Here is a 23,049-nt window from a genome sequence, read left to right as displayed (position 1 = left end):
AGTACAGTGGCTTAAAGTTGGGTGCGAACCCTGGGGCCGGCGCACATATCAGTACGCTTACGATGCTTGCGCTGTCGCGGTTGTCCAGGCCTTACTCGCACTTATTCATGATGGCTTAGCCTGAATATTTCGTCAAGCTAAACTACCAACGTCTTTGTGCTAATCATGGTTGAGCGTTACCACCATCACCTCACCAATCGCCATTGTTCGTTTTCCTGCTGGGCCTGGCCGAGGGCGGCCAGCGCTGAGAGCACTTCGCTTACACCCTTAACCGGTTTGCGTTTGAACTGGGCGGCCAGGCTTTCCGCGCTGTGGGGGCTGGCGGCAAGCATATCGCGCAGCAGGGTGACCTGGGTGGCGAGGTCTTTGGGCCAGCTGGCTTTGGTTTTGTCGGCGGTTGGGGCGGCGTCCGCTGTTGCCGCGTTGGCCATTTCGGTTTGGGTGGGGGCGGCTTCTTCGGGGGCCTGATATGCCGGGCGCAGCCAGCGCACCTTGCCCTGGGCTTCTTCGGCGGCGCGCTGTTTGTTCAGCGCGACTAACCGCATCAAGAGTTCCTCTTCGGCTTCGGCCTGGGCAGCGGGTTTGTCCGGCAGCGGGGTGGTGGCACCGGGCAGGCCCACCAGTTGTTCGGCGAGGTCATCCCAGCCGTAGGCGCTGAACACGGCGCGGTCGAGCTGGTCGTGGTCATCCAGCAGGGTGCTGACCAGCCCTTGCTGGTTAATGGTTTGGTCTTTGGCGTTGAGGGCTTCACCGGCGCGGAGTTTTTCCATCACGTTATAGATGCCGGTCAGGGTGAGCGTTGGGTGCTCGGCCTGCTGGCGCTTGCGGTGGGTGTCGATCTGCTCGGCAAGCGCGCCGATCTGCGCCGCCTGTTTGTCGGTAAGATCAGGGAAGGGGAATTTTGTAAAGCATTCAGTGTGATTATAAGTTGCATCATTGCCTGCACCTAGCCAACCCCCAGCAGAATTTGCCCAGCAAACATGTAGACGTGAAGATATAACTCCCAAGTCTTTAGCAGAGTCCACGCCGAGTGTTATCAGTTTACTTTCAGGAACCACGTCTGAGGAGGCAAATTGAAACAAGCGATGCTTAGCGGTTCTTACACTTAAAATGAAGCGGGTTAGGTCAGCTACTGACTTTCGCATCAAAATGTTGTTTTCACCAAAGATCCACCAATTTCTTCGGTATGATGCTCTTTTATTCTGTTCTCTTTCAGGCTTCACCTTCTCTAAAATCCATTGATAAATAGCTGGATAAAACTCGCGAGTTTCATCAACTGTAAGGCCAAATAAATCAATAACCATCATATCTCTTGATCGCTGAGCAAGGTCGCGACCATTTTTGAAAGGTCGAACTACTTTTTTTATGTTGGAATTTTCTGGATAACCAAGTTGATTTGCTTCTTCTTTGCTTACAATGAATCCGCTACCCATTAGCTGGACACCTCTTGATGCAATCGCTGAGTTTGCGAGCAACGGCTTTGCCCCTGCCACATCTGCGCCAATCGTTAAATCCGCAAAGACTTTACCTTCACGGCGGGTAAGCGAAACGCTGCGGGCTTCGCGGTGTTCGTCGCTGCTTTCCTGAGTCACTTGCTGCAGCAGCCCCGGCGCTTCGCCCGCGCGGCCTACCGTCATGGCGATGCGTACGGCGGCACCGTCGTTGCCATCCACCCAGGGGTGGTCAGGGATCGCAAAGGTCAGCGAGAGCGGCTTTTTGGCATCATTCAGGTGGGGTTCCAGCACCCGGCGGTTAAAGGTCTGGCGCAGGCTGTTGGTGGTGATAAACCCAAACTGCTGGGCGCTGCCGCTGCGCACCATTTCGGCGGCGATATGCCACCAGTACATCACAAAATCCGCTGATTCCGGCACCTGGCCTTTAAACACCTGACGCACGGCATCCACATAGCCATCGCCCAGGGCGCGGCGCATGGTGGAGGCGCCAATAAACGGCGGGTTGCCGATGATGTAGTCGGCTTCGGGCCATTCGGTGCGCCTGGGGTTGTGGTAGCGGTACACCGGAGTGCGGGCAGCTTCATCCGGTATCAGCTCGCCGGTGGCGGGGCTTTTCTTCATGCTGATGCCGTCCCAGATGGTCACCGGCTGGCCTGCGTTATCCAGCAGCGCTTCGCGGTGTTCAAACTCGATCAGCGCATCGCGGTGTTCAATGTTGTGGAAGTCTTTAAGAATCGGCTCGGGTAAATCCAGGCTGCCGTTGATGCGGTAGTGCCACTGCAGGTAACCAATCCACAGCACGATTTCGGCAATGGCGGCGGCGCGTGGGTTAATTTCCATGCCTAAAAATTGCTGGGGCGAGACGGTAAAGCCTTCGGCTTCCAGAGAACTCTGGCCGCCGCTTAAGTCGGTAATCAGGTTGAGCACTTCCCCTTCCAGGCGCTTCATGTGCTCCAGCGCGACATACAGAAAGTTGGCGCTGCCGCAGGCCGGGTCCAGCACCCGCACCTGGCAGAGCTTGTGGTGAAAAGCGCGCAGGCTTTCCAGCGCTTTATCGGTTTTGCCTTTCTGGTTGTGGGCTTCCGCAACCACCTGGGCGGTGGCCCATTCGCGGCGCAGCGGGTCAATCAGGGTGGGCATTACCAGGCGTTCGACGTAGGCGCGGGGCGTGTAGTGGGCGCCCAGCTTGTGGCGTTCGCGGGGGTCCAGGGCGCGTTCCAGCAGGGTGCCGAAAATCGCCGGTTCGACAAAGCGCCAGTCGGCCTTGGCGGCATCAATCAGCAGTTGAATCTGCTCGGCGTTGAGCGGGATGGGGTCGATGCCTTTAAACAGGCCGCCGTTAAAGCGCATCACTTTGGCGGTTAACACGCCGCTGAAACCGCCGCTGTTCATGCTTTCCCATAGCGAGCCGATGGCATCGGCAAAGTGCTCGGGGCTTTCCTTCATGCGCTCCAGAAAGGCAGTAAAGCTGCCCTTGGGCAAAAGCTCCACGTCTTCACTGAACATGGTGAACAGGCAGCGCTTCAAAAAGTGCGCCACCCGGTCAACCTCAAAACCGTCGGCTTCCAGCGTTTTGGCCAGCGTCGCCAGCTTGGCGCTTACCGCTCGGGTCACGCGGGCGGCGTACTGGCTGGGGTCGAGGGTGTCCGGCGCTTCCCATAGCGCTTTCAGGCGCTGTTGTATCTCGGGCTGGCGCAGGTCGTCGAGCTTGATGCGGTAGTTGCGCGGGTCGGGGAAGGGCACATAGGTGCCGCCGGAGCGGGAAAATTCCGAATACAGCGCCAGGGTGCGGCCCACATCGGTCACCACGATAAACGGCGGGCGGCCTTCCTTGGCGGGCAGGGCGCGCACGTACTGGTCGGCCTGGTTATAGGCGGCCTGCATGGCTTTATCCCAGCCTTTGGTTTCCAGCCCCTTGCCGGTCTGCTTGGCCTCCAGTACAAAAGCGCCGCGCTTGTAGAGGTCAATAAAGCCGCGATTCTCGCTGCCGTCCGGGCTTTGAATATCCACCCGGCGCTCAAAGGTGTAGGCGTTTTCGCGGTTGTCCTTGCTGGCTGGCTCCGGCGTGGGAAGTGCCAGCAGGGCGCAAAGCTCGGAAAGGAACAGCTGATAGTTGGCTTTCTCGGTGCCGGTGGTGCCCTTCCAGCGGGTGATAAAGGTCTCAACGGCATCTGGCGTGGCAACCGCAGCGTGTGAATCGAACATCAACAAGCATCCTTTCCGGCAGGTTTTAGGCTGGAATAAATGGTAGCACGCTGGAACACGTCGTGGGTGAGAGGCGGGGGATTACCAATAAAAATGATAACAATGATCATTTACATTGGTTTTTTGTTTATCTACAATATTTCTGTTGTAAAGTTCATAAATCAACAAATATTTTCCACTGGCCCAACGCTAGCTTTGTGGCCTGCAGAAGCCAGTTTGTCTTAGCAAGGGAGCTAATAATGAGTTTTTGTCAGAAAAAAGCGCTTAATAAAGCATTGGAAAAAGTATCCCCGACATCAAAAATGTTTGTGCTAGGACGCAATGTGCTGACAGCAGGGGCATGTATGCTGACTGCGCTCAATGTTCAGGCTCAGGGGCAGCAAGCAGATGCAGTGCCAGCGGCTGAGTTGGGTACCGTTACGGTGACAGGGTATCGCGGTACTTTTATGGAAAGCGTCAAGTACCAACGCCCTGTTCAGGAAACACCGCGTATTGTCACTGTATTAACCAGTGATCTGCTGAGCGACCAGAACGTGACAGAGCTGCGTGATGCCATGCGCAACGTCTCTGGTATCAGCCTGCAGGCGGGCGAAGGTAACCCACCCGGCGGAGACCAGCTGAAAATTCGCGGCTTTAATGCGCGTGATGATATCAACGTTAATGGTATGCGCGATCTGGGTAACTATTTCCGCGATCCCTTCTATGTGGATCAAATTGAAGTTATCAAAGGCCCTAATTCATCTTTCTCCGGGCGTGGTTCTGCGGGTGGTACGGTTAATTTCGCAACTAAACAACCCATGATGGAAGACCGTAACCGTGTCGAAGCATCGGCGGGTACGGATGAGTTGATTCGCGTTACGGGGGATTTTAACCGACGCATCGATGACAATAGTGCGCTGCGCCTTAACATGATGACCCACAGCCAGGATGTTCCGGGGCGGGATGTCGTCAATCAGGAGCGTCATGGCTTTTATGGTGCTTATGCATGGGGCCTGACTGGTGATACGCAGGTGGATGTTGATTTTCTGCACACCCGTCAGAACAATCTGGAAGATAAAGGCCTGCCGATTGACCGGGCTGGCTTTAGTGGCGATACAGCGGAACTAACGGAAAGAGGCGGCGAGCGCACGCCGGGCGGGCAGCGTGCTCCCGATGGCTACTATACCGGTGAAATTCCTCCCGGCATCGACTACAGCAATTTTTATGGTCACAAAGATGACTATCAGAACATTGATGTTGATCAGCTCGGTGTGGCGATTGAACATCGATTCAGTAACAGCGTTGCATTACGCAATCAATTCCGAGCGAGTCGGGTAGAAAACGATTCGATTACGTCATCACCCCGTTTGATTGTGCCGGAAGCGGCTCGCGGCAGCGGTGATTTTTCTCAGATGCAAGTACGAGGTGATCTAAAGCCACGCGATCAGACGGATACTTCGTTCTTTAATCAGACGGACCTTTTGCTTTCTTTTGATACCGGTCAGGTGAGCCATGATCTGGTGTTGGGTGCTGAAGCGGGTTACGTTGATATCGAAAACGTTCGTCGCCCAGATGTTAAAGGGCCAGCGACTGATCTTTATAACCCTGAACTGCGTACGCGACCCGAAGCGCCTTACGATGGTACAAGCCATCGCCTGGAATCCGAGCAGTTTGGTCTTTACGCATTGAATACCATGGCGCTTTCACCCAAATGGGATCTGCACAGTGGCGTGCGCTGGGACAATGTTGAATCGACCGCGACCGATTATGGTTGGGATGATCCGATTGGGCCAGCGTCGCGTACGGATAGCGTATGGAGCGGTAACCTGGGTCTGGTATTCAAGCCGACGCAGAATGGCAGTATTTATGCCTCTGTCGGCTCGGCGTTTGACGTGACCGGGACTTTCGACCGCGGATTGGTTCAGTTAGCGGGCGGTGGCAGTGCCCTGGAAAATAATCGCGAAGACATCATTGATGAAGATGCGTTTAATACTGACCCGGAAAAAACCATTGCTTACGAGCTGGGAACCAAATGGAATGTTGCAGACAACCTGTTGATAAGTGCTGCTTTATTCCGCACGGATAAAACCAATGCACGTACCCCCGCTCAAGGTGGTGGTGATCTTTTGGATGTGCTTGATGGTGAACAGCGTGTAGAAGGGCTTGAAGTCGGCGCGATGGGTAGCCTGACGCCAGGTTGGGATCTTTATACAAGCTATACGTACATGGATTCCGAGGTGATCAGTTCCAATAACCCGTGGGAAGTTGGTTCACGGCTCGGTGGTACGCCTGAGCACACCTTCAACTTCTGGAGCGACTATGACGTTACTGCGCGGTGGAGTATCGGCGGGGGAATGGAGTACGTCGCCAGTCAGGTAAATAATGTGGCTTCTAAACCTGGCTCTCGCCGTCGTCAGGTAGAAATCGACAGTTACGCTGTGTTTCATGCGTCAACGGCATACCGTTTTACCGACCAGCTGCAGTTAAGAGTGAATGCCTTTAATCTGGCAGATAAAGAGTATATTTCACAACTGGCAGAAGGTGGAGCGCAAGGCATTCCCGGCCCGGGGCGGCATGCTATTGCAACACTACGCTACGATTTTTAAGAGCTGACGTTATGATTGTAAGCTTTGAAAACGTTCTGACACCTGATGAAATAACGCTGATGCGTCGTCAGTTATATAGTGCTGAATGGGCCAGGGGCATTAGTGCTGGCCCCCAGGCCAGACAGGTGAAAAAGAATCTGCAGATTCCTGAAAGCGCACAAGTGTTACAGGATTTGCGGGCGCAGGTAATGCGTGCATTAAACCGCACGCCGGATGTCATGAGTGCGGTATTGCCATTTAAGATTATTCCGCCGAACTTCAATCGCTATACCGTTGAAGATAATCATTATGGCAAACATATCGACAGCACACTGCGTCCATTGCCGGATGGTAGTTATCTGCGTACTGATGTATCCGCCACCCTGTTTCTCTCTGACCCAGAGGAATATGAAGGCGGCGAACTGAAAATCATCGATACCTTTGGTGAACAGACGGTCAAGCTGCCTGCGGGCAGCCTGATCACCTATCCTTCAGGCTCTTTACATGAAGTAACCCCGGTAACCAAAGGCGAGCGTATGGGTTGCTATATGTTTATGCAGAGCCTGATACGGGATACGGAAAAACGTCGCTTGTTATATGAAATGGATAACTCGTTACGGCACTTGCGTGCAGAGTATGGAGAGGCCAATGCGCAATTGGTAACACTGACGGGAAGCTACAATAACCTGGTCAGAATGTGGTCTGAGTGTTGAGAGATTAACTCGCTATCACTGTTAACTCGATCTTATGCCGGTGTATAACGCACCGGCTTTTTTGTGTTGAGCACAAAGCGCATGATCAAACTGACTTGGCCGATTGATTTTGCCTGCGTTTCCCCCTATAACCTTCTTAGGTTTTACTCTTCATTCTTTTCTAATGGACGCTTATGTTCCTGCTTGTTCTGACCGCGACGCTGTCGATTGGCTTTTCCTTTGTGTGCTCGATTCTTGAGGCAGCGCTGCTATCGATTACGCCCAGCTATATTGCCAAACTTAAGGAAGAGCAGCCTGCGCTGCACGCTTCCCTAGCGGCGTTGAAAGCCAACATCGACCGCCCGCTGGCATCCATCCTCACGCTGAATACCATCGCTCACACCGTAGGCGCTACCGCCGTTGGTGCTCAAGCCGCCGTGGTGTTTGGTGAAGCGTCCATCGGGATTGTTTCAGCGGTGATGACAATGCTGATTCTGATTCTTTCAGAGATCATTCCCAAAACTATCGGCGCTACTTATTGGCGCGGCCTGGCGCCTATGCTGCCCAAGGTGCTCAAACCGATGATCGTGATGCTGTTGCCGTTTATCTGGCTGTCTGAGCAGATCACACGGCGATTGGGTAAATCCGAGCATGATGTGGACCTGCGCGATGAAATCAAGGTGCTGGCCCGCGTGGGGCTGGAGGAAAAGGTGCTGGATGCCGATGAATCGCGCACCATCACCAATATGCTTAACCTGCATGAAATTCCGGTCAGCAAGGTAATGACCCCGAGAACCGTGTGCGAAACCGTGCCGCCGCACATGACCGTGGCTGAATTCGAGGTAGCCTATGCTAATGCATCCTTTACGCGTTTCCCGGTCATGGACAACGGTGAGCAGGCGTTTGGCTACGTGCATAAGGCGGATATGTACCCGGCGGATGAAGACCAGATCATGAAGGAACTGATGCATCCGATTGCCAGTGTGGATGTTTCCCACAATGTTGAGCAGGTATTTGCCGCCATGTTAAGCGACCGCCTGCACATGCGGGTGATCTATGACGAACACGGCACCTTTGTTGGCCTGATTACCCTGGAAGATATCATCGAAACCATCCTTGGCCAGGATATCGTTGATGAAACCGACCGCGTGGATAACCTGCGCAACTACGCCAAGAAACAATGGCTCAAGCGCATCAAACATGCACGGGGTGAGGGTGTAGACGAAGAGAGGTAGATAGTCGTCAGTATCGTCTCAAGGCCTTAGCGCCAGCAGCTGCGTCTGCCCGGCGGTCACCGTTTGCAGTTGGGCGGCATAGGTGCTGGCGATGACCTCAGGGGTGAGTACCTGTGATGGCGTTCCCTGGGCGATGCGTCTGCCCTGGTGCAGGAGCCACACACGGTCGGCGAAGAGGCTGGCCAGGTTAAGATCGTGAAGTACGCAGACCACGGCCATGCGGTGGTGAATGGCCCAGCGGCGCAGTTGGCGCATCAGGCGTTGCTGCTGGCCGATATCCAGGGCGCTGGTGGGTTCATCAAGCAGCAGCAGGCTGCCATCTCTGGTGGTTTCCGTGCGACGAGACAGTAGCTGGCAGGCGCCGCGGGCAATCATTACCCGTTGGCGTTCACCGCCGGAGAGCGATAGTACCGAACGCTTGGCCAGGTGAATCAGGTCCAGGTCATCCAGCACTTCCGCCAGCAGCGCGGGGCCTGGCGCGCTGCCCAGGCTAACCAGTTCCTCCACCTGCCAGGCAAAGCCGGGGATTTCCTGTTGTGCGACCAGAGCGCGGCGGGTGGCCAGGGCGTCGATCTTCCATTGGCTGAGATGTGTACCATCCAGGGTGATATGCCCAAGCTCACAGGGACGAAAGCCGGAGAGCAGGCTCAACAGGGTACTTTTGCCCGCGCCGTTGGGGCCAACAATGGCAAGCAGCTGACCCGGTTCCACCGTGCCATCCAGAGGGTGCAGGGCAGGCACCGCCTTCAGGCCCGCTTGATGAAGTGTCAGCATGTGGCGGGTGAAACATCTACTACGGGTTCGGAAGCAGCAAGTTCTGGCGCCGGAAGTGCGGATACCGAAGCTACAAGTACTTATAATTTATCTAATTTTCATGAGGCTGATGTTGAAGGTGGTGGTGATGGTGGCGGTGAGTAATTCCTGATTGGTTGACTAGAGTAGGGTGCGGGCCTTGCTGGTGCTGCGCCCTACTCTTTGTGTTTAGAGCTAAATTGTTGTGGGTGGCGTTTTCAGTAAGTATGAGCCTGTCTTGTGCTGTGGTTTCTGCGTGTTTTCGCAACAGCTTTTTGTGATAAATCGATGGCTGATCATGATTTCTGTTGTGAGCCTAGAGGTCTTCAAAAAGTTAGGTGAAAAGGGCGCTCTGTAAAAAGCCAGCCGATCGCGAAGTAACTTTATCCTTTTTCAAGAGCTTGGATGATCGCCATGAATGTTGAAACCAAGGGCTCAGGTCAGTTCCCCAGTTCAGTGGTGGTTGCTTCTGCTCGTCGTCAGTCTGGACAGGTAATGCCAATGACAGCCGTACTGATCGTTGCGGTGCTGTTGGCTTTATGGACGATGTTCGATTCCGGTCAGGTGATGACCGAAAAAATAAAACTGCAGAACACGGCAGACAATGTTGCTTACAGCAGTTCTGCGTTAGTCGCCCGTGATCTCAATTTCTCGGCATATACGACCCGTGCCATGGTGGCTAACCAAGTGGCTATTGGGCAGATGGTGGGGGTGAGTTCTTGGGCAACTATGATGGAGCGGCTCGGGCAAAGCCTTGGGGTGTTTGGCAAAGTGGCCGGTTTTGTGCCAGTTGTAGGCACAGCCATTACCGCTATAACACAAGCCATCCAAAATGCTACCAGTTTTCTTTCTACAGCAGTTGATACTGTAACAAAGACAGTTATTCCATTTAATGACGCAGTCAATTTGGCGCTTTCGAAAAGTCAGTTTCTGCATCGTTCAGCAACTATCGCCGCGCTACCCAACTTTACAAAATCCGTCATGGCGGCTAACGACCCTGAAGCTGAACTGCTGACTGATGGGCTGGGGGAAACAGCCCAAGCGGTTGTTGAGTGGGCGGACGATATAGGGCGCTATGCTGGAAACGATGCCCGTGTGATTGACGCATTTAGCAGTGACGAAGATATCGCGGCGACTGCACGTGTTAATGAATTTGCAAATGTTACCAATGCCTCTAGAGATGTATTTTCCAGTGAGCGCTCCTATGAAATGGGATTTCCTTTAAGTGGTGATATTTTCCTTGGGTCTTGGGAAACCCGTAAACGGGGTGGTTCTGATTTCAAAGCGACTCCAAAGGTGGACGGTAGCTATGACTGGGACTGGTCGGCGATGGATACCGTCTCACTCGATGTGCGTTTTGAAATAGGCTCGGGCATTTTTTCGACATGTGTTTTATGTTTTGACGTGCCACTTGGCTGGGGAGGTGCCCATGCCTTGGAAAAATCTGGATCCTATTACGATTATGAGTCAGGCGACGACTGGGGCGGTGCCTGGGACAATGACAATGCGGCAGAACTGGCGGCGGGTTTGAATAGTCATGACAACCTAAGCAATACGAATGGCATACCTGAATTTTATGCGTTTCGGGATGAGAGTCGCTCTCACATGTCTGGCCCCAGTATGGTGTTGCTGTTTCGCAAGAGTGTTGATGCCATTTCACTGACTGAAGACCTGGGTGCAACCGGTGATAATCCGCTCAATACCGGTACCGCAGGTGGTTGGTTGGCAGCCGCCGCCAAGGGGCAGCCGTATTACGCACGGCCGACCGATGTTCAGCAGTTTGCCCGCCGCGACGGCAATGTAGAATATGGCAATTTATATAACCCCTTCTGGCAGCCGCGGCTGGGCAAGCTGTCGGATGCCGAGAAATCCGCCGTCGCAGCAATCTCGGGAGTTTTCTGATAAAGGTGATGTTAATGGCATATTTACGCTATCAACGCCATTTTATGGCGCTTCTGTTGGGCCTTTGGTTGCCTATGGCTGCCAGTGCAAACGATGCTGATTTGATTCCTGACCACTGGCAGGCAGAACATTGCCCAAAACACGTGCCGGAAGGGAAAAACCCTTATATGGAGATGAACGGCGCGCATATCGACTCGGTGTTGGCAGGGGATGGTGGGCTGCTTGAGCAAGAAGAATTGGACGCTAATGTAGCATTTATGAACCGTTATCAAACGTGCCTTTCGGTGGTGTCGTTGGTGGCAATGTCGGCATACAGATCACGAGATGCATTGTTAGAAACACATGGTGTGACACAAGCCCAGTTGGAGTATTACAGCCTGCCAGCCTTAATTGAGCGTTATAAAGAAATCTTCGGCGGGTCCGAACCCGTGTTTGAATTACTAACAGAGCTTTTTACCGAATCTTATACCGAAAAAATGGCCTATATGGATAGCGAAAAAAGTTCTCATATTCTGTATGACAAGTACTTCTGCGAGTGTATGAAGATCCCTATCTCAGAATTCAAAAAACTATAGCGCAGAAACAAGATGGCCCGGAGCGCTCAATCGCGGGCAGGCTAAAAAGAGAAGGAACCAGGGATGGAAAAGGAACTCTTGCCAGGAAGCAAGGCGCCAGGTGCTAGCCAGTTGCAGGGCCACCGTGCGCCTCTCAAAGTGCCGCGGATCGCCCGCCAGGGTGGTGCGGGTACCGTCGAATATTTGCTATTGACCGGGGTCACCGTTGCTGCACTTCTGACACCTTTTGGCGAGGAAGGCGAAAGCATTCAGCAGCGTCTGATGAATGCGATCCGTGATCAGCAGGAAGCCTTCCACTACGCCGCCAGGCTACCGGCCATGCCCACCCTGGATGCCGAAGGTAATATCATTGGCAGCGATGAACCACTCAACGGTGGGCCCTTTGATCAAGCACCTACCGAAGACGAGGCGTCTGACTCGGATGAAGAGCTCGGCGCCGCAGAGGAAAGTGAATCCCCTGATTCTGGTGAAGACAGCGAAGTTGTTGAAGATGTCCTGAAGGCTGCAGTGATAGCTGCTGGTGGGTGGGAGGCTGTTAAAGCAGCCTCGCAGTATATCTGTGGCCAGATGATGGATGAAAATCCGATCTGGACGCGTGAGGATTTGTTGGGCTACCAGGCAGCTGATGCCGCCTATCATCGAGACCTTCCTGGCGGTGCCTCTTATAATAAGTCGAAGGACAGCTTTGCTCAGGTAGGGGTTGAATACCCTAAAATAACTGAGCTTGATGGTTTTTCTGCCACCCTGTACAAGATGGACGGCACTTATGTTCTGGCATTTCGTGGCAGCGATGATTTTAGAAATGACTTCGGTAAAGCCAATATACCGCAAGGCCTATGGGGCAATGCCACCCAGTACGATCATGCGGTAGAGTTGGCTAGTGAATTAAAAGAATGGCTTGGTGAAGACTTTCTGATTGCTGGGCACTCTTTGGGAGGTGGGCTGGCCGCGGCAGCGGCTTACGAAACAGGTATGGATGCCATTACCTTCAATGCCGCCGGCCTGCATGATAACTACAAGAAGGGGATTGTTGATGAATTGCTGCCATTCCCAGATTTAGAGGCCACCAGCAACAAGGAGCCAGGGCATATACGTCACCATTATATCCGTGGTGAAGTCTTGACAGTGCTTCAGAAAATACCGGGCACACCAACTGCAGGCGGCACACAGATTGCCCACTCGGCACCCTGTGATATGTTGCCACTTGAAAGGCATGGGCTAGATGCTTTCAGCCCACCGGCCCAGCCGGGGCCAGAGCGGCCATGGCGGCTGGAAGACAGTGCCGCCACCCTACACAATGAAACCTTTATGGATAATCTTGAATTATGGGGCGAAAAATGACGTTATTAAAAACAGGCATATTGATGATGGCTCTCTCGTTAACCTTGGGCTGCTCGGCGCTGAAGGCGAACAGTTTAACAAGCGCTGTTGAGAGCGGGCCTGATCGCGACTTAATGAAGGCAGTCATCGCAGGGGATAAGAATGCCATGGATAGGGCCTTGCGCCAGGGGGCTGATCCCAACTTCGGGGTGCCAAACCCCGAGTATCCTGATATTGATAAGGTGTATGTACTTGAGCTGGCATATGAAAACTACCCGGAGACCACCGAGTATTTACACACCTTGCTGGAAGCCGGAGCTGAACCGAACTTGCCTGTGACTGAAGAGGATAACACCCTTCTATTCAAACCATTATCAGATACCTATCTGGAACATATCAAGCTGCTGATCGAATATGGTGCGGATGTCAACTACCGCAATACCGAGTACAACTCGACGGCTCTGTTAGGGATGTTTTTTTCAAAAAGTCATGCAGCGGCGACGGTGATGATTGAGGCGGGGGCCGACCCTACTCTTGAAAATAAGTTTGGCCGCTCTCTTATGTTGGCACTTGACAGCATTAAAGAAAGGGGGGGAGCTTCAGATTATAGTACACCTGATTTTTGGAAGCTGATTGATGCGTTAAAGGATAAGGGGTATATCGACCCTGGTGACCCGTATTGGCAGCGTTAAGGAAAACGTATGAAGCTATGGAAATTAGGCATACTGATGATGGCTCTCTCGTTAACCATGGGCTGCTCGGCGCTGAAGGCGAACAGTTTAACAAGCGCTGTTGAGAGCGGGCCTGATCGCGACTTAATGAAGGCAGTCATCGCAGGGGATAAGAATGCCATGGATAGTGCCTTGCGGCAGGGAGCTAACCCCAATTTCGGGGTGCCAAACCCCGACTATCCTGATATGGATAAGGTTTATGTGCTTGAACTGGCGTATGAAAACTACCCAGAGTCCACCGCGTATTTACGCACCTTGCTGGAAGCGGGAGCCGATCCGAACTTGCCAGTAAGTGGTGAAGATAACACTCTCCTATTTAACCCGCTATCAGATACCTATCTGGAGCATATCAAACTGCTGATTGAATACGGCGCTGATGTTAATTACCGCAATACCGAGTACAGCTCGACGGCGTTAAGGAGAATGCTGACCTCAAGAAGTCATGCAGCAGCGACGGTGATGATTGAGGCGGGGGCTGACCCAACCCTTAAAGATAAATTTGGCAAATCGCTCATGTCAGCACTTGATGCCATTAAAGAAATTCAAATTACTAAAGAAAACGACATAATTGCTAGGTATAGCTCAGCCGATTTTTGGAAGCTGATCGATGCGCTAAGAGACAGGGGCTATATCGACCCAAATGACCCGTTTTGGCAGCGTTAAGGAAAACGTATGAAGCTATGGAAATTAGGCATACTGATGATGGCTCTCTCGTTAACCATGGGCTGCTCGGCGCTGAAGGCGGTTCAAGCGTTTGTGATCGGGCCTGAGAGGTTATTTCGATGGCTCATGACACAAAAGTGCTGAAATGCCGGGCACCACGTACTCAGCAGGGACAGGCGCTGACAGAGTTTATCATCGTCAGCGTCTTTCTACTGGTGCCTTTATTTTAATAAATGCGCCATAGACGTGGACCTTGGTTACCGTGAAAGAATAGTGAGTATTATACGAGAAAATACGGCACGTGAAGCATATGTTGAGAAAGAGTTAACTGAAAAATCGCTGTCTTGCTTGTTACCAACGCCGGGTGATCTTCCGTTTCCAAGCAAATAAGCTTTTAGATATTTCAAGGTGAGTAAAATGAAGCTTTTACTAAAAATTATTACGAATAAAGTATGCGGTATCTTAGTTGCTGGTGTCATCACATTAGTGATGTCACCATCCGTTGTAATGGGGGCTTCCACCGTGTTTCAGGCTAATCTGGAAAGAACCGGGGTGTATGAGGATATAGGCCCAGAAAAAACACCAGCACTTGTTTGGAAGTTTGATGCGGGTGCGCCTGTAATCAGTACGCCGTTAGTTGATAATGGAATGGTGTATTTTGTTGATTTTGAAGATGGTATTTATGCATTGAATCAAGCTGATGGCTCTGTGGTATGGGAAAAAGAAATTGATGGGCAGCCCAGTTATCAGATTGCTATTTCTGAAGATTCTCTATTGGTAGGCGTGTACCAACCAGACGATTTTAATGGTCACTTACTTGCCCTGGATCGTTTGACGGGCGAAGAGCATTGGCGGTTTGAAATGGACTATTCAGAGTATGCAGTAAGAATGACAACTCCCACAGTTTATGGGGATACAGTGTTATTGACCTCAGATGCCGGTTATTTGGTGGCTCTGGATGTAGCAACGGGTGAGTCATTTTGGGGATTTGCTGTAGATGGCAATGGAGCGCAGCCAATTATATCAGATGACGTTGTGTATTATCGTGATGGATCACAAACACTTTATGCACTTCAACTAGACTCTGGAGAAGAGATATGGCGAATACCTTCACCTATTGATTATGATATTTCTTATGGTACTCCATCAGTAAACGGGTGCTGTGTTTTTGCGATTGTTAGAAATGATGAAACTGCGTTGGTAAGAAAAATTGATAAGAAAAGTGGAGAGCTGGTTGCTGAATTTGTACATGATTTTTCTGTGACGTCTTCGGTGAGTTTAGCGGATGGTGTTGTGTTTTTTGGTGACGATGGCGATGGCAAGGCAGGCTCACATGGCCATATGAATACCTTGGATATGGAAGCAAGAGAATTGATCTGGCGATTTAAAACAGAAGGCTTTATGAGAGGTCCCGCTTCTATCGCTGGAAATACGGTGTACTTTGGTAGTGCAGATACCTACTTATATGCCGTTGATCGTCATACGGGTGATCTCAAGTGGCGCTACAAGACTGACGGCATTGTCAACTCAGCCCCTGCCATCGTCGACGGCCGGGTATATTTTGGAAGCCTGGACGGGCATGTGTATGTATTGGAATAGCCTCTACGCCCTAGTTGCTGGTGTCATCACATTAGCAATGTCGCCATCCATCGTGCTGGGTTCTTCCACCATGTTTCAGGCGAACCTGGAAAGAACCGGCGTGTATGAGGATATAGGCCCGGAAGAGGCTCCGGAACTTGTTTGGAAGTTTGATGCGGGTGCGCCTGTAATCAGTACACCATTAGTTGATAATGGAATGGTGTATTTTGTTGATGTCGAAAATGGTGTGTATGCTCTTAATCAAGATCATGGCACAGTGATATGGGAAAAAAAAGTTGATGGTAAACCTAGTTTTCAGATTTCTCTTTCTGAAGATACTCTATTAGTAGGGGTGTACCAAGCAGATGACTTTAATGGGCACTTGCTTGCCTTAGACCGTTTGACAGGTGAAGAGCGCTGGCGGTTTGAAATGGACTATACAATAAGAATAACTACTCCGACAGTTTATGAAGATAAAGTATTATTGACTTCTTCTGCTGATTATTTGGTTGCTCTGGATTTAGCAACGGGCGAGGGTGTTTGGGGGGTTGCTATAGATGGCAGTGGAGCGCAGCCTGTGATTTCTGATGATGTTGTGTATTATCAGGATAATTCACAAACACTCTATGCGCTTAAGTTAGACTCTGCAGAAGAAGTTTGGCAAATGCCTCAGTCCCTTTATTACAGTTTTAATCGTGCTACACCAGCTGTAAATGATTGCTGCATTTTTGTGATAAATAGAGGTGACGGAGTTGCGATGGTAAGAAAGATTAACAAACATAGTGGAGAGTTGATTGCTGAGTTTATGCATGAGTTTTCTGTTTCATCTTCCGTTAGTTTAGCGGATGGGGTGGTGTTCTTTGGTGACGATGGTGATGGCAAGGCGGGCTCTCACGGCCATATGAATGCTTTGGACATGGAAGCAGGAGAATTGATCTGGCGATTTGAAACAGAAGGCTTTATGCGCGGCCCCGCTTCTATCGCTGGAAATACGGTGTACTTTGGTAGTGCAGATACCTACTTATATGCCGTTGATCGTCATACGGGTGATCTCAAGTGGCGCTACAAGACTGACGGCATTGTCAACTCAGCCCCTGCCATCGTCGACGGCCGGGTATATTTTGGAAGCCTGGACGGGCATGTGTATGTATTGGAATAGCCTCTACGCCCTAGTTGCTGGTGTCATCACATTAGTGGTGTCACCATCCGTTGTAATGGGTGCTTCCACCATGTTTCAGGCCAATCTGGAAAGAACTGGCGTTTATGAGGATATAGGACCAGAAGAAACGCCCACGCTTGCTTGGAAATTTGATGCGGGTGCGCCTGTAATCAGTACACCATTAGTTGATAATGGAATGGTGTATTTTGTTGATGTCGAAAATGGTGTGTATGCGCTTGATCAAGATGATGGCAAAGTGATATGGGGAAAAAAATTGATGGTAAGCCCAGTCTTCAGGTGACTCTTTCTGGACATGCTTTATTAGTAGGCGTGTTTCAATCAGGTGGCTTTAATGGGCACTTGCTTGCATTGGATCGTTCGACAGGTGAAGAGCGCTGGCGGTTTGAAATGGACTATTCTGTGAGGATGGCCACCCCTACAGTTTATGGTGATAACGTGCTATTGACCTCAGATGCCGGTTATTTAGTGGCGCTGGATGTAGCAACGGGTAAGCCATTTTGGGGAATTGCTATAAATGGTGTCGGAACTCAGCCTATGGTATCTAATGATTTTGTGTATTATCAGGATGGTTCGCAAGCACTCTATGCGCTTCAACTAGACTCTGAAGAAGCAGTTTGGCAAATGCCCTCACCGCTTGATTACGGTTTCTCTTACGGTGCTCCAGCAATCAATGATTGCTGCGTTTTTGCAATATTTAGAGATCGTGACCATGCTGTGATAAGAAAGGTTGATAAACATAGTGGAGAGCTGGTTGCTGAATTTATACATGATTTTTCTGTTACGTCTGCAGTTAGTTTAGCGGATGGAGTGGTGTTTTTTGGTGACGATGGTGATGGTAAGGCTGGCTCTCACGGCCATATGAATGCTTTGGACATGGAAGCGGGAGAATTGATCTGGCGATTTGAAACAGAAGGCTTTATGCGCGGCCCCGCTTCTATCGCTGGAAATACGGTGTACTTTGGTAGTGCAGATACCTACTTATATGCCGTTGATCGTCAAACGGGTGATCTCAAGTGGCGCTACAAGACTGACGGCATTGTCAACTCAGCCCCTGCCATCGTCGACGGCCGGGTATATTTTGGAAGCTTGGACGGACATGTGTATGTATTGGAATAGCCTCAATCTTCGTTGAGACAAAGTTACTCGCCGTTTTTACCAGATGATTTACAGCAGCGTGATAAATGCATATGTGTCCAGCAGAGACGTTGGCTCAATAACTTAAAGAGAAACACGGATGAAAAAGAAGTCGTTGCAGGGAAGCAACGCGCCGGGTGGCAGCAAACCACCTGAGCGTAATGTATTGGTCAATCCTCGTCGGTTTTACCGGCAGAAAGGTGCCGGAACCGTTGAGTACATGCTGCTCACCGGTTTAATGGTCGCTGCCCTGTTAACCCCCTTTGGTGAAGAAGGCGAGAGCGTTCAGCAGCGCCTGATGAATGCCATCCGTGATCAGCAGGAGGCTTTCCACTACGCCGCCAGGCTACCGCACATGCCCACCCTGGATGCTGAAGGCAACATAGTGGGCAGCGATGAACCGCTCAACGGCGGCCCGTTTGATCAACGTTTGCCAGGTGGAGAGACGGGCACCAGCTCTAATGTCGGCGGTGCAGGAAACGGCGCTAGTAATGGTGGCCCTTACGGCGGCGATGGCCCCTACGGCGGTGGCGAATCTTCCTCTAACGGCATCTGGGGTAGCGATGGAATAGAAGGGCAAGGCCAGTCCTCCGTAGAAGGAGGATTTTCAGGGCCGTCGATTGAAGATATCTTGCAGCAGGCCGATCAATCAGCACTTGATGACAAAGCCCAGTTTATGCAGTGCCGCCAGGAGCGGGTGGTGGCTGCTCAGCAAGAAGCCAACCGCATGCCCGCCAACTCCGCTCAGCAAACCGAATTGCAGGCAACGGCTGAGCGGCTAAGGGCGAATACTGTCGCCCAAGAGCATTACGGGCTGTTTGAACACCTGCATAGCCCTGGTCAACCGGCCCCGGCAGGGTGGCAGGAGGTGGGCAATAGCCAGGCATCACTTAATCAAGCGAAACTGTCGCCTAGCCGCCTGACGTCCAAGCAGAGTGACTTTCGGGCAGGTATGTACACACCCGACCGAGACGTGTTGGGTGGGGATTTTTCTCCCACGCTAAAGGCCACAGGCTCAAGAGCTTCCAATAAGAACTGGCATAACACGGTGCAGCACGCCACTCGCTCTCAGCCGGATGATCACGAACGGATTGTTCAATTAGGCACTAAGGTGCATATGGCTCGCCCTTCACAAGCAACCGGCGGGGCGGGGATTACGCCCTTGACCAGGGGGCTGAGCGCTAGTGCGATTGAAGGCGATGATGCCAATGGCAAGGCAGGATATAGCGTTTTAGGGGCTGACTTAAGCGATCTGGTAGGGGCGGAATCTTCAGATAGCTCTCCGTGCTCTGATATAGCCCCAGGTGATATGGATGACCCACAAGGATCGCCACAGCAATGCCAAGGCAGTTGGGAGCATATTGAAGCGGTGACGGGTTATGGTGAGTCAGAGACAGCACGAGACGTGACCGGTTCATTGGTGAGGCTGCGGGCGGCAGATGCTCGTGCCGCACTCCATGTTATTTCGTTTCACTATGAAGTCACGTATACCAATATTGATGAGAACGGCGATCCGATAGCTGGTGTTTATCCCATTCACTCAGGTGAATTTAGCACCTTCCCAGCAGGCTTTGGCACCAGTAAGGTTTTCAACAATACTTCACCGTCAGACTGGACGGTTTCAATACTTAATCAACAAAAAGCATGTGACAACTGCGGGGAGCCACAAATCCGTGTTCAACAATGTATTGAATAAAGCGCCCATTATGCTGGCGGCATTCACCTTACTCGGATGCAGCCAGGAAGAAGAGAAATACTACCGGGCTGACTGTATTGTCAGGATCAATATAGATTGGTTCGGATATGATACTGAAAGAAGGCTAAAAGTACAAAACCATGTTTTGCCAGAAGCAGCATTTGCCTATCACCAAACCCTTGGTTTTGATAGTCCTGTATCAGGACCAAATGCCTCGGTTAAAGGAGAGCAACGAGAGTATTATTACCTACAGTTTAAAGGCATGTGCGATAGGCGTTACGAGTTTGCTGAGAACATTATCACGTATTTTGAAGATAATTTTGATGATGTGCCGCCAATGGAAGTGGATCCGGGCCGCTTTGAGCCGGGAAGAGACACAATAGAGTCGTGGGGCCCTTCATGGATAGATGGTAAGCCTGGCTACCAGCCACAGTAAGCATGCGACAACTGCGTGAAGCCACAAATCTGGAAGGTGTTCAAAACTCTGTGTCACGCTAACCACCGACCATCAACAAGGAGCTTTACCCAGATGGAACTACTCCCCGTACGATCACGCTGTCTGATGATTGCCTTGCTGTTCGCCGTGAGTTTAGTGATGGTCGGCTGGCCAGTAGGTGCGCTTGCCGACGACCGCACCTATCCCGCCAGCGAGTTTTTCAGCGGCCCGCCGCTTGAAATGGCTGAGGCCATTGAACGTAATGACATGGCTGCCTTGCGCCAGGGTGCCGAGCAGGGCGTTGACCTTCACGCCCGAACCAGATCACCCTGATGTGGTTTGCGATGCTGAAACAGAACCCCGCTGCTGTTTGATGCCATCACTATGGGCACTCTGGATCACGTCAAACTACTGGTAGAAAGGGGCGCCGATATCCACTACCGCACCCATAACGGCACCGGTTACAGCCCCTTTGCTCACAGCGCCACAGGCACCAAGCCGGATATTGCCATCTACCTTCTTGAACAAGGTTCAGAACCCAATTTTCGTATGAATAATGGGGTCACCACGGCCTGGATCGTTCACTATAAGCTGCATAATCTGCAACCAGATGACGATCGCAATCAGTTTATCCAGCTACGCGATAGGATGATGGAACGCGGCGTAGACTTCCCGCCACCTCCCCCGGTTGAAGTGCGCGAACAAATGCGGGCGCAAGGCTTAACACCGGTTGTCCCAACGGCCTTTGGGTATGAGCGCTGATCCAGCGGATGCTGAGGTGCGGTAAATGGAACTTATCTAACATAAAGAGAAACACGGATGAAAAAGAAAGCGTTGCAGGGAAGCAACGCGCTGAGTGGCAGCAAGTCACCTGCGCGCAGGTTGGTGGTCAACTCCCGCCGCCAGAAAGGGGCTGGCACTGTTGAGTACATGCTGCTCACCGGTTTAATGGTCGCTGCCCTGTTAACCCCCTTTGGTGAAGAAGGCGAAAGCGTTCAGCAGCGCCTGATGAATGCCATCCGTGATCAGCAGGAGGCTTTCCACTACGCCGCCAGGCTACCGCACATGCCCACCCTGGATGCTGAAGGCAATATAGTGGGCAGCGATGAACCGCTCAACGGCGGGCCGTTTGATCAACGTTTGCCAGGTGGAGAGACGGGCACCAGCTCTAATGTCGGCGGTGCAGGAAACGGCGCTAGTAATGGTGGCCCGTACGGCGGCGATGGCCCCTACGGCGGTGGCGAATCTTCCTCTAACGGCATCTGGGGTAGCGATGGAATAGAAGGGCAAGGCCAGTCCTCCGTAGAAGGAGGATTTTCAGGGCCGTCGATTGAAGATATCTTGCAGCAGGCCGATCAATCAGCGCTTGATGACAAAGCCCAGTTTATGCAATGCCGCCAGGAGCGGGTGGTGGCTGCTCAGCAAGAAGCCAACCGCATGCCCGCCAACTCCGCTCAGCAAACCGAATTGCAGGCAACGGCTGAGCGGCTAAGGGCGAATACCGTCGCCCAAGAGCATTACGGGCTGTTTGAACACCTGCATAGCCCTGGTCAACCGGCCCCGGCAGGGTGGCAGGAGGTGGGCAATAGCCAGGCATCACTTAATCAAGCGAAACTGTCGCCTAGCCGCCTGACGTCGAAGCAGAGTGACTTTCGGGCAGGTATGTACACACCCGACCCGGACGTGTTGGGCGGGGATTTTTCTCCCACGCTAAAGGCCACAGGCTCAAGAGCTTCCAATAAGAACTGGCATAACACGGTGCAGCACGCCACTCGCTCTCAGCCGGATGATCACGAACGGATTGTTCAATTAGGCACTAAGGTGCATATGGCTCGCCCTTCACAAGCAACCGGCGGGGCGGGGATTACGCCCTTGACCAGGGGGCTGAGCGCTAGTGCGATTGAAGGCGATGATGCCAATGGCAAGGCAGGATATAGCGTTTTAGGGGCTGACTTAAGCGATCTGGTAGGGGCGGAGTCTTCAGATGACTCACCGTGCTCTGATATTGCCCCGGATGATATAGATGACCCACAAGGGTCGCCACAGCAATGCCAAGGCAGTTGGGAGCCTATTGACTCGGTAATTGGGTATGGTAAGTCAGTGTCTGCAGAAGGCGTGACCGGCTCATTGGTGAGACTGCGGGCGGCAGATGCTCGAGCAGCGCTCCATGTTAATTCGTTCCACTATGAAGTGACATTTACCTATATTGATGAGAACGGCGATCCTATATATGGCGTTTATCCCGTTCACTCTGGTGTATTGACCACCTTTCCTGGTGGCTTCGGCAGCAGTAAGATTTTCAACAATACTTCACCGTCAGACTGGACGGTTTCGATACTTAACCAACAAAAAGCATGCGACAACTGCGGGGAGCCACAAATCCGTGTTCAACAATGTATTGAATAAAGCACTCATTATAATGGCGGCATTCACCTTGCTCGGATGTGGCCAGGAAGAAGAGAAATACTACCGGGCTGACTGTATTGTCAGGATCAATATAGATTGGTCCGGGTACGATGTTGAAAGAAGAATTAGAGTGCAAAATGACGTCTTCATGGAAGCTGCATATGCATACCATAAAACGCTTGGTTTTAGTAGCCCCATCCCAGGCCCAAGTAGTTCATTCAAAGGAAAAGGGCGAAAATTCTATTACCTTCAGTTTGCAGGAATGTGCGACCAGCGTTACGAATTCGCTGAGAACATTATTACGTATTTTGAAGAGCACTTTAATGATGTGCCGCCAATGGAAGTAGATCCAGAGCGCTTTGAGCCTGGAAGAAATACGATAACGGTACACGGTGATTCGTGGATAGATGGTAAGCCTGGCTACCAGCCAGAGTAAGCATACGACAACTGCGGGGAGCCACAAATCCAGAGGGTGTTCAAAACTCT

Annotated in this window: 20 protein-coding genes; 18 read left to right on the top strand and 2 right to left on the bottom strand. The window is 51.7% G+C overall.

The window, feature by feature from the left end; all coding sequences use genetic code 11:
• Positions 1–185: 185 nt before the first annotated feature.
• Positions 186–3,659 (bottom strand): class I SAM-dependent DNA methyltransferase, encoded by a 3,474-nt coding sequence (locus tag ACU6TU_RS13615; protein ID WP_447141939.1) that lies wholly within the window; start codon positions 3,657–3,659, stop codon positions 186–188.
• A gap of 239 nt (positions 3,660–3,898) precedes the next feature.
• On the opposite strand from ACU6TU_RS13615, the gene ACU6TU_RS13610 reads away from it, so the two are divergent.
• The 3 genes from ACU6TU_RS13610 to ACU6TU_RS13600 all read left to right on the top strand — a co-directional run bounded on the left by ACU6TU_RS13610 (position 3,899) and on the right by ACU6TU_RS13600 (position 8,150).
• Positions 3,899–6,244, top strand: coding sequence for a TonB-dependent receptor (locus tag ACU6TU_RS13610; RefSeq protein WP_447141938.1), 2,346 nt, complete (start codon positions 3,899–3,901; stop codon positions 6,242–6,244).
• An 11-nt stretch (positions 6,245–6,255) separates the two neighbouring features.
• Complete coding sequence (locus ACU6TU_RS13605; RefSeq protein ID WP_447141937.1) at positions 6,256–6,936, top strand: Fe2+-dependent dioxygenase; 681 nt, start codon at positions 6,256–6,258, stop codon at positions 6,934–6,936.
• A gap of 173 nt (positions 6,937–7,109) precedes the next feature.
• A complete protein-coding gene (locus ACU6TU_RS13600) occupies positions 7,110–8,150 on the top strand; it encodes a CNNM domain-containing protein (RefSeq protein WP_447141936.1) in 1,041 nt (346 codons plus the stop codon).
• A gap of 18 nt (positions 8,151–8,168) precedes the next feature.
• Here the strand turns inward: ACU6TU_RS13600 and ACU6TU_RS13595 are convergent, their stop codons facing one another.
• On the bottom strand, positions 8,169–8,924 hold the full coding sequence (locus tag ACU6TU_RS13595) for an ATP-binding cassette domain-containing protein (protein WP_447141935.1): 756 nt from the start codon (positions 8,922–8,924) through the stop codon (positions 8,169–8,171).
• 423 nt (positions 8,925–9,347) lie between these two features.
• Here ACU6TU_RS13595 and ACU6TU_RS13590 point away from each other — a divergent pair, with 423 nt between their 5' ends.
• The 15 genes from ACU6TU_RS13590 to ACU6TU_RS13520 all read left to right on the top strand — a co-directional run bounded on the left by ACU6TU_RS13590 (position 9,348) and on the right by ACU6TU_RS13520 (position 22,999).
• Positions 9,348–10,844 carry a TadE/TadG family type IV pilus assembly protein gene (locus tag ACU6TU_RS13590; protein ID WP_447141934.1) on the top strand — a complete coding sequence of 499 codons (1,497 nt, stop codon included), beginning with the start codon at positions 9,348–9,350 and terminating at the stop codon, positions 10,842–10,844.
• A 14-nt stretch (positions 10,845–10,858) separates the two neighbouring features.
• Positions 10,859–11,419 carry a hypothetical protein gene (locus ACU6TU_RS13585; protein ID WP_447141933.1) on the top strand — a complete coding sequence of 187 codons (561 nt, stop codon included), beginning with the start codon at positions 10,859–10,861 and terminating at the stop codon, positions 11,417–11,419.
• Positions 11,420–11,482: 63 nt separating this feature from the next.
• Positions 11,483–12,760 (top strand): hypothetical protein, encoded by a 1,278-nt coding sequence (locus tag ACU6TU_RS13580; protein WP_447141932.1) that lies wholly within the window; start codon positions 11,483–11,485, stop codon positions 12,758–12,760.
• On the top strand, positions 12,757–13,431 hold the full coding sequence (locus ACU6TU_RS13575; protein ID WP_447141931.1) for an ankyrin repeat domain-containing protein: 675 nt from the start codon (positions 12,757–12,759) through the stop codon (positions 13,429–13,431). Before ACU6TU_RS13580 ends, ACU6TU_RS13575 begins: the two co-directional genes overlap by 4 nt.
• A 9-nt stretch (positions 13,432–13,440) precedes the next feature.
• Complete coding sequence (locus ACU6TU_RS13570) at positions 13,441–14,133, top strand: ankyrin repeat domain-containing protein (protein WP_447141930.1); 693 nt, start codon at positions 13,441–13,443, stop codon at positions 14,131–14,133.
• Between the two features lie 417 nt (positions 14,134–14,550).
• Positions 14,551–15,732, top strand: coding sequence for an outer membrane protein assembly factor BamB family protein (locus tag ACU6TU_RS13565; protein ID WP_447141929.1), 1,182 nt, complete (start codon positions 14,551–14,553; stop codon positions 15,730–15,732).
• Positions 15,719–16,870, top strand: a complete 1,152-nt coding sequence (locus ACU6TU_RS13560; protein WP_447141928.1) for an outer membrane protein assembly factor BamB family protein — start codon at positions 15,719–15,721, stop codon at positions 16,868–16,870. The genes ACU6TU_RS13565 and ACU6TU_RS13560 overlap by 14 nt, the downstream gene beginning before the upstream one ends.
• Positions 16,857–17,171: an outer membrane protein assembly factor BamB family protein gene (locus tag ACU6TU_RS13555; protein WP_447141927.1), complete on the top strand. Its 315-nt coding sequence runs from the start codon at positions 16,857–16,859 to the stop codon at positions 17,169–17,171. The genes ACU6TU_RS13560 and ACU6TU_RS13555 overlap by 14 nt, the downstream gene beginning before the upstream one ends.
• Positions 17,132–18,007, top strand: a complete 876-nt coding sequence (locus ACU6TU_RS13550; protein ID WP_447141926.1) for an outer membrane protein assembly factor BamB family protein — start codon at positions 17,132–17,134, stop codon at positions 18,005–18,007. Before ACU6TU_RS13555 ends, ACU6TU_RS13550 begins: the two co-directional genes overlap by 40 nt.
• A gap of 118 nt (positions 18,008–18,125) precedes the next feature.
• Entirely contained in the window at positions 18,126–19,721 is a 1,596-nt protein-coding gene (locus tag ACU6TU_RS13545; protein ID WP_447141925.1) for a hypothetical protein, read from the top strand.
• Positions 19,699–20,157 (top strand): hypothetical protein, encoded by a 459-nt coding sequence (locus tag ACU6TU_RS13540; protein WP_447141924.1) that lies wholly within the window; start codon positions 19,699–19,701, stop codon positions 20,155–20,157. The genes ACU6TU_RS13545 and ACU6TU_RS13540 overlap by 23 nt, the downstream gene beginning before the upstream one ends.
• A gap of 93 nt (positions 20,158–20,250) precedes the next feature.
• Positions 20,251–20,490, top strand: a complete 240-nt coding sequence (locus ACU6TU_RS13535) for a hypothetical protein (protein WP_447141923.1) — start codon at positions 20,251–20,253, stop codon at positions 20,488–20,490.
• Positions 20,491–20,520: 30 nt separating this feature from the next.
• Complete coding sequence (locus ACU6TU_RS13530; protein ID WP_447144258.1) at positions 20,521–20,919, top strand: hypothetical protein; 399 nt, start codon at positions 20,521–20,523, stop codon at positions 20,917–20,919.
• 57 nt (positions 20,920–20,976) lie between these two features.
• Complete coding sequence (locus ACU6TU_RS13525; RefSeq protein WP_447141922.1) at positions 20,977–22,563, top strand: hypothetical protein; 1,587 nt, start codon at positions 20,977–20,979, stop codon at positions 22,561–22,563.
• Positions 22,541–22,999, top strand: a complete 459-nt coding sequence (locus ACU6TU_RS13520; RefSeq protein WP_447141921.1) for a hypothetical protein — start codon at positions 22,541–22,543, stop codon at positions 22,997–22,999. The genes ACU6TU_RS13525 and ACU6TU_RS13520 overlap by 23 nt, the downstream gene beginning before the upstream one ends.
• The last annotated feature ends 50 nt before the right edge of the window (positions 23,000–23,049 follow it).

The sequence above is a fragment of the Halomonas sp. LS-001 genome (genome assembly GCF_052983955.1).
Note: the sequence above shows the minus strand (reverse complement) of the source record. Positions and strands in the feature narration are given on the sequence as shown.

Coding starts and splice junctions, on each gene's coding strand:
- ACU6TU_RS13615 (WP_447141939.1), bottom strand. CDS start 3,659: ATGTTCGATTCACACGCTGCGGTTGCCACGCCAGATGCCGTTGAGACC.
- ACU6TU_RS13610 (WP_447141938.1), top strand. CDS start 3,899: ATGAGTTTTTGTCAGAAAAAAGCGCTTAATAAAGCATTGGAAAAAGTA.
- ACU6TU_RS13605 (WP_447141937.1), top strand. CDS start 6,256: ATGATTGTAAGCTTTGAAAACGTTCTGACACCTGATGAAATAACGCTG.
- ACU6TU_RS13600 (WP_447141936.1), top strand. CDS start 7,110: ATGTTCCTGCTTGTTCTGACCGCGACGCTGTCGATTGGCTTTTCCTTT.
- ACU6TU_RS13595 (WP_447141935.1), bottom strand. CDS start 8,924: ATGCTGACACTTCATCAAGCGGGCCTGAAGGCGGTGCCTGCCCTGCAC.
- ACU6TU_RS13590 (WP_447141934.1), top strand. CDS start 9,348: ATGATCGCCATGAATGTTGAAACCAAGGGCTCAGGTCAGTTCCCCAGT.
- ACU6TU_RS13585 (WP_447141933.1), top strand. CDS start 10,859: ATGGCATATTTACGCTATCAACGCCATTTTATGGCGCTTCTGTTGGGC.
- ACU6TU_RS13580 (WP_447141932.1), top strand. CDS start 11,483: ATGGAAAAGGAACTCTTGCCAGGAAGCAAGGCGCCAGGTGCTAGCCAG.
- ACU6TU_RS13575 (WP_447141931.1), top strand. CDS start 12,757: ATGACGTTATTAAAAACAGGCATATTGATGATGGCTCTCTCGTTAACC.
- ACU6TU_RS13570 (WP_447141930.1), top strand. CDS start 13,441: ATGAAGCTATGGAAATTAGGCATACTGATGATGGCTCTCTCGTTAACC.
- ACU6TU_RS13565 (WP_447141929.1), top strand. CDS start 14,551: ATGAAGCTTTTACTAAAAATTATTACGAATAAAGTATGCGGTATCTTA.
- ACU6TU_RS13560 (WP_447141928.1), top strand. CDS start 15,719: ATGTATTGGAATAGCCTCTACGCCCTAGTTGCTGGTGTCATCACATTA.
- ACU6TU_RS13555 (WP_447141927.1), top strand. CDS start 16,857: ATGTATTGGAATAGCCTCTACGCCCTAGTTGCTGGTGTCATCACATTA.
- ACU6TU_RS13550 (WP_447141926.1), top strand. CDS start 17,132: ATGGGGAAAAAAATTGATGGTAAGCCCAGTCTTCAGGTGACTCTTTCT.
- ACU6TU_RS13545 (WP_447141925.1), top strand. CDS start 18,126: ATGAAAAAGAAGTCGTTGCAGGGAAGCAACGCGCCGGGTGGCAGCAAA.
- ACU6TU_RS13535 (WP_447141923.1), top strand. CDS start 20,251: ATGGAACTACTCCCCGTACGATCACGCTGTCTGATGATTGCCTTGCTG.
- ACU6TU_RS13525 (WP_447141922.1), top strand. CDS start 20,977: ATGAAAAAGAAAGCGTTGCAGGGAAGCAACGCGCTGAGTGGCAGCAAG.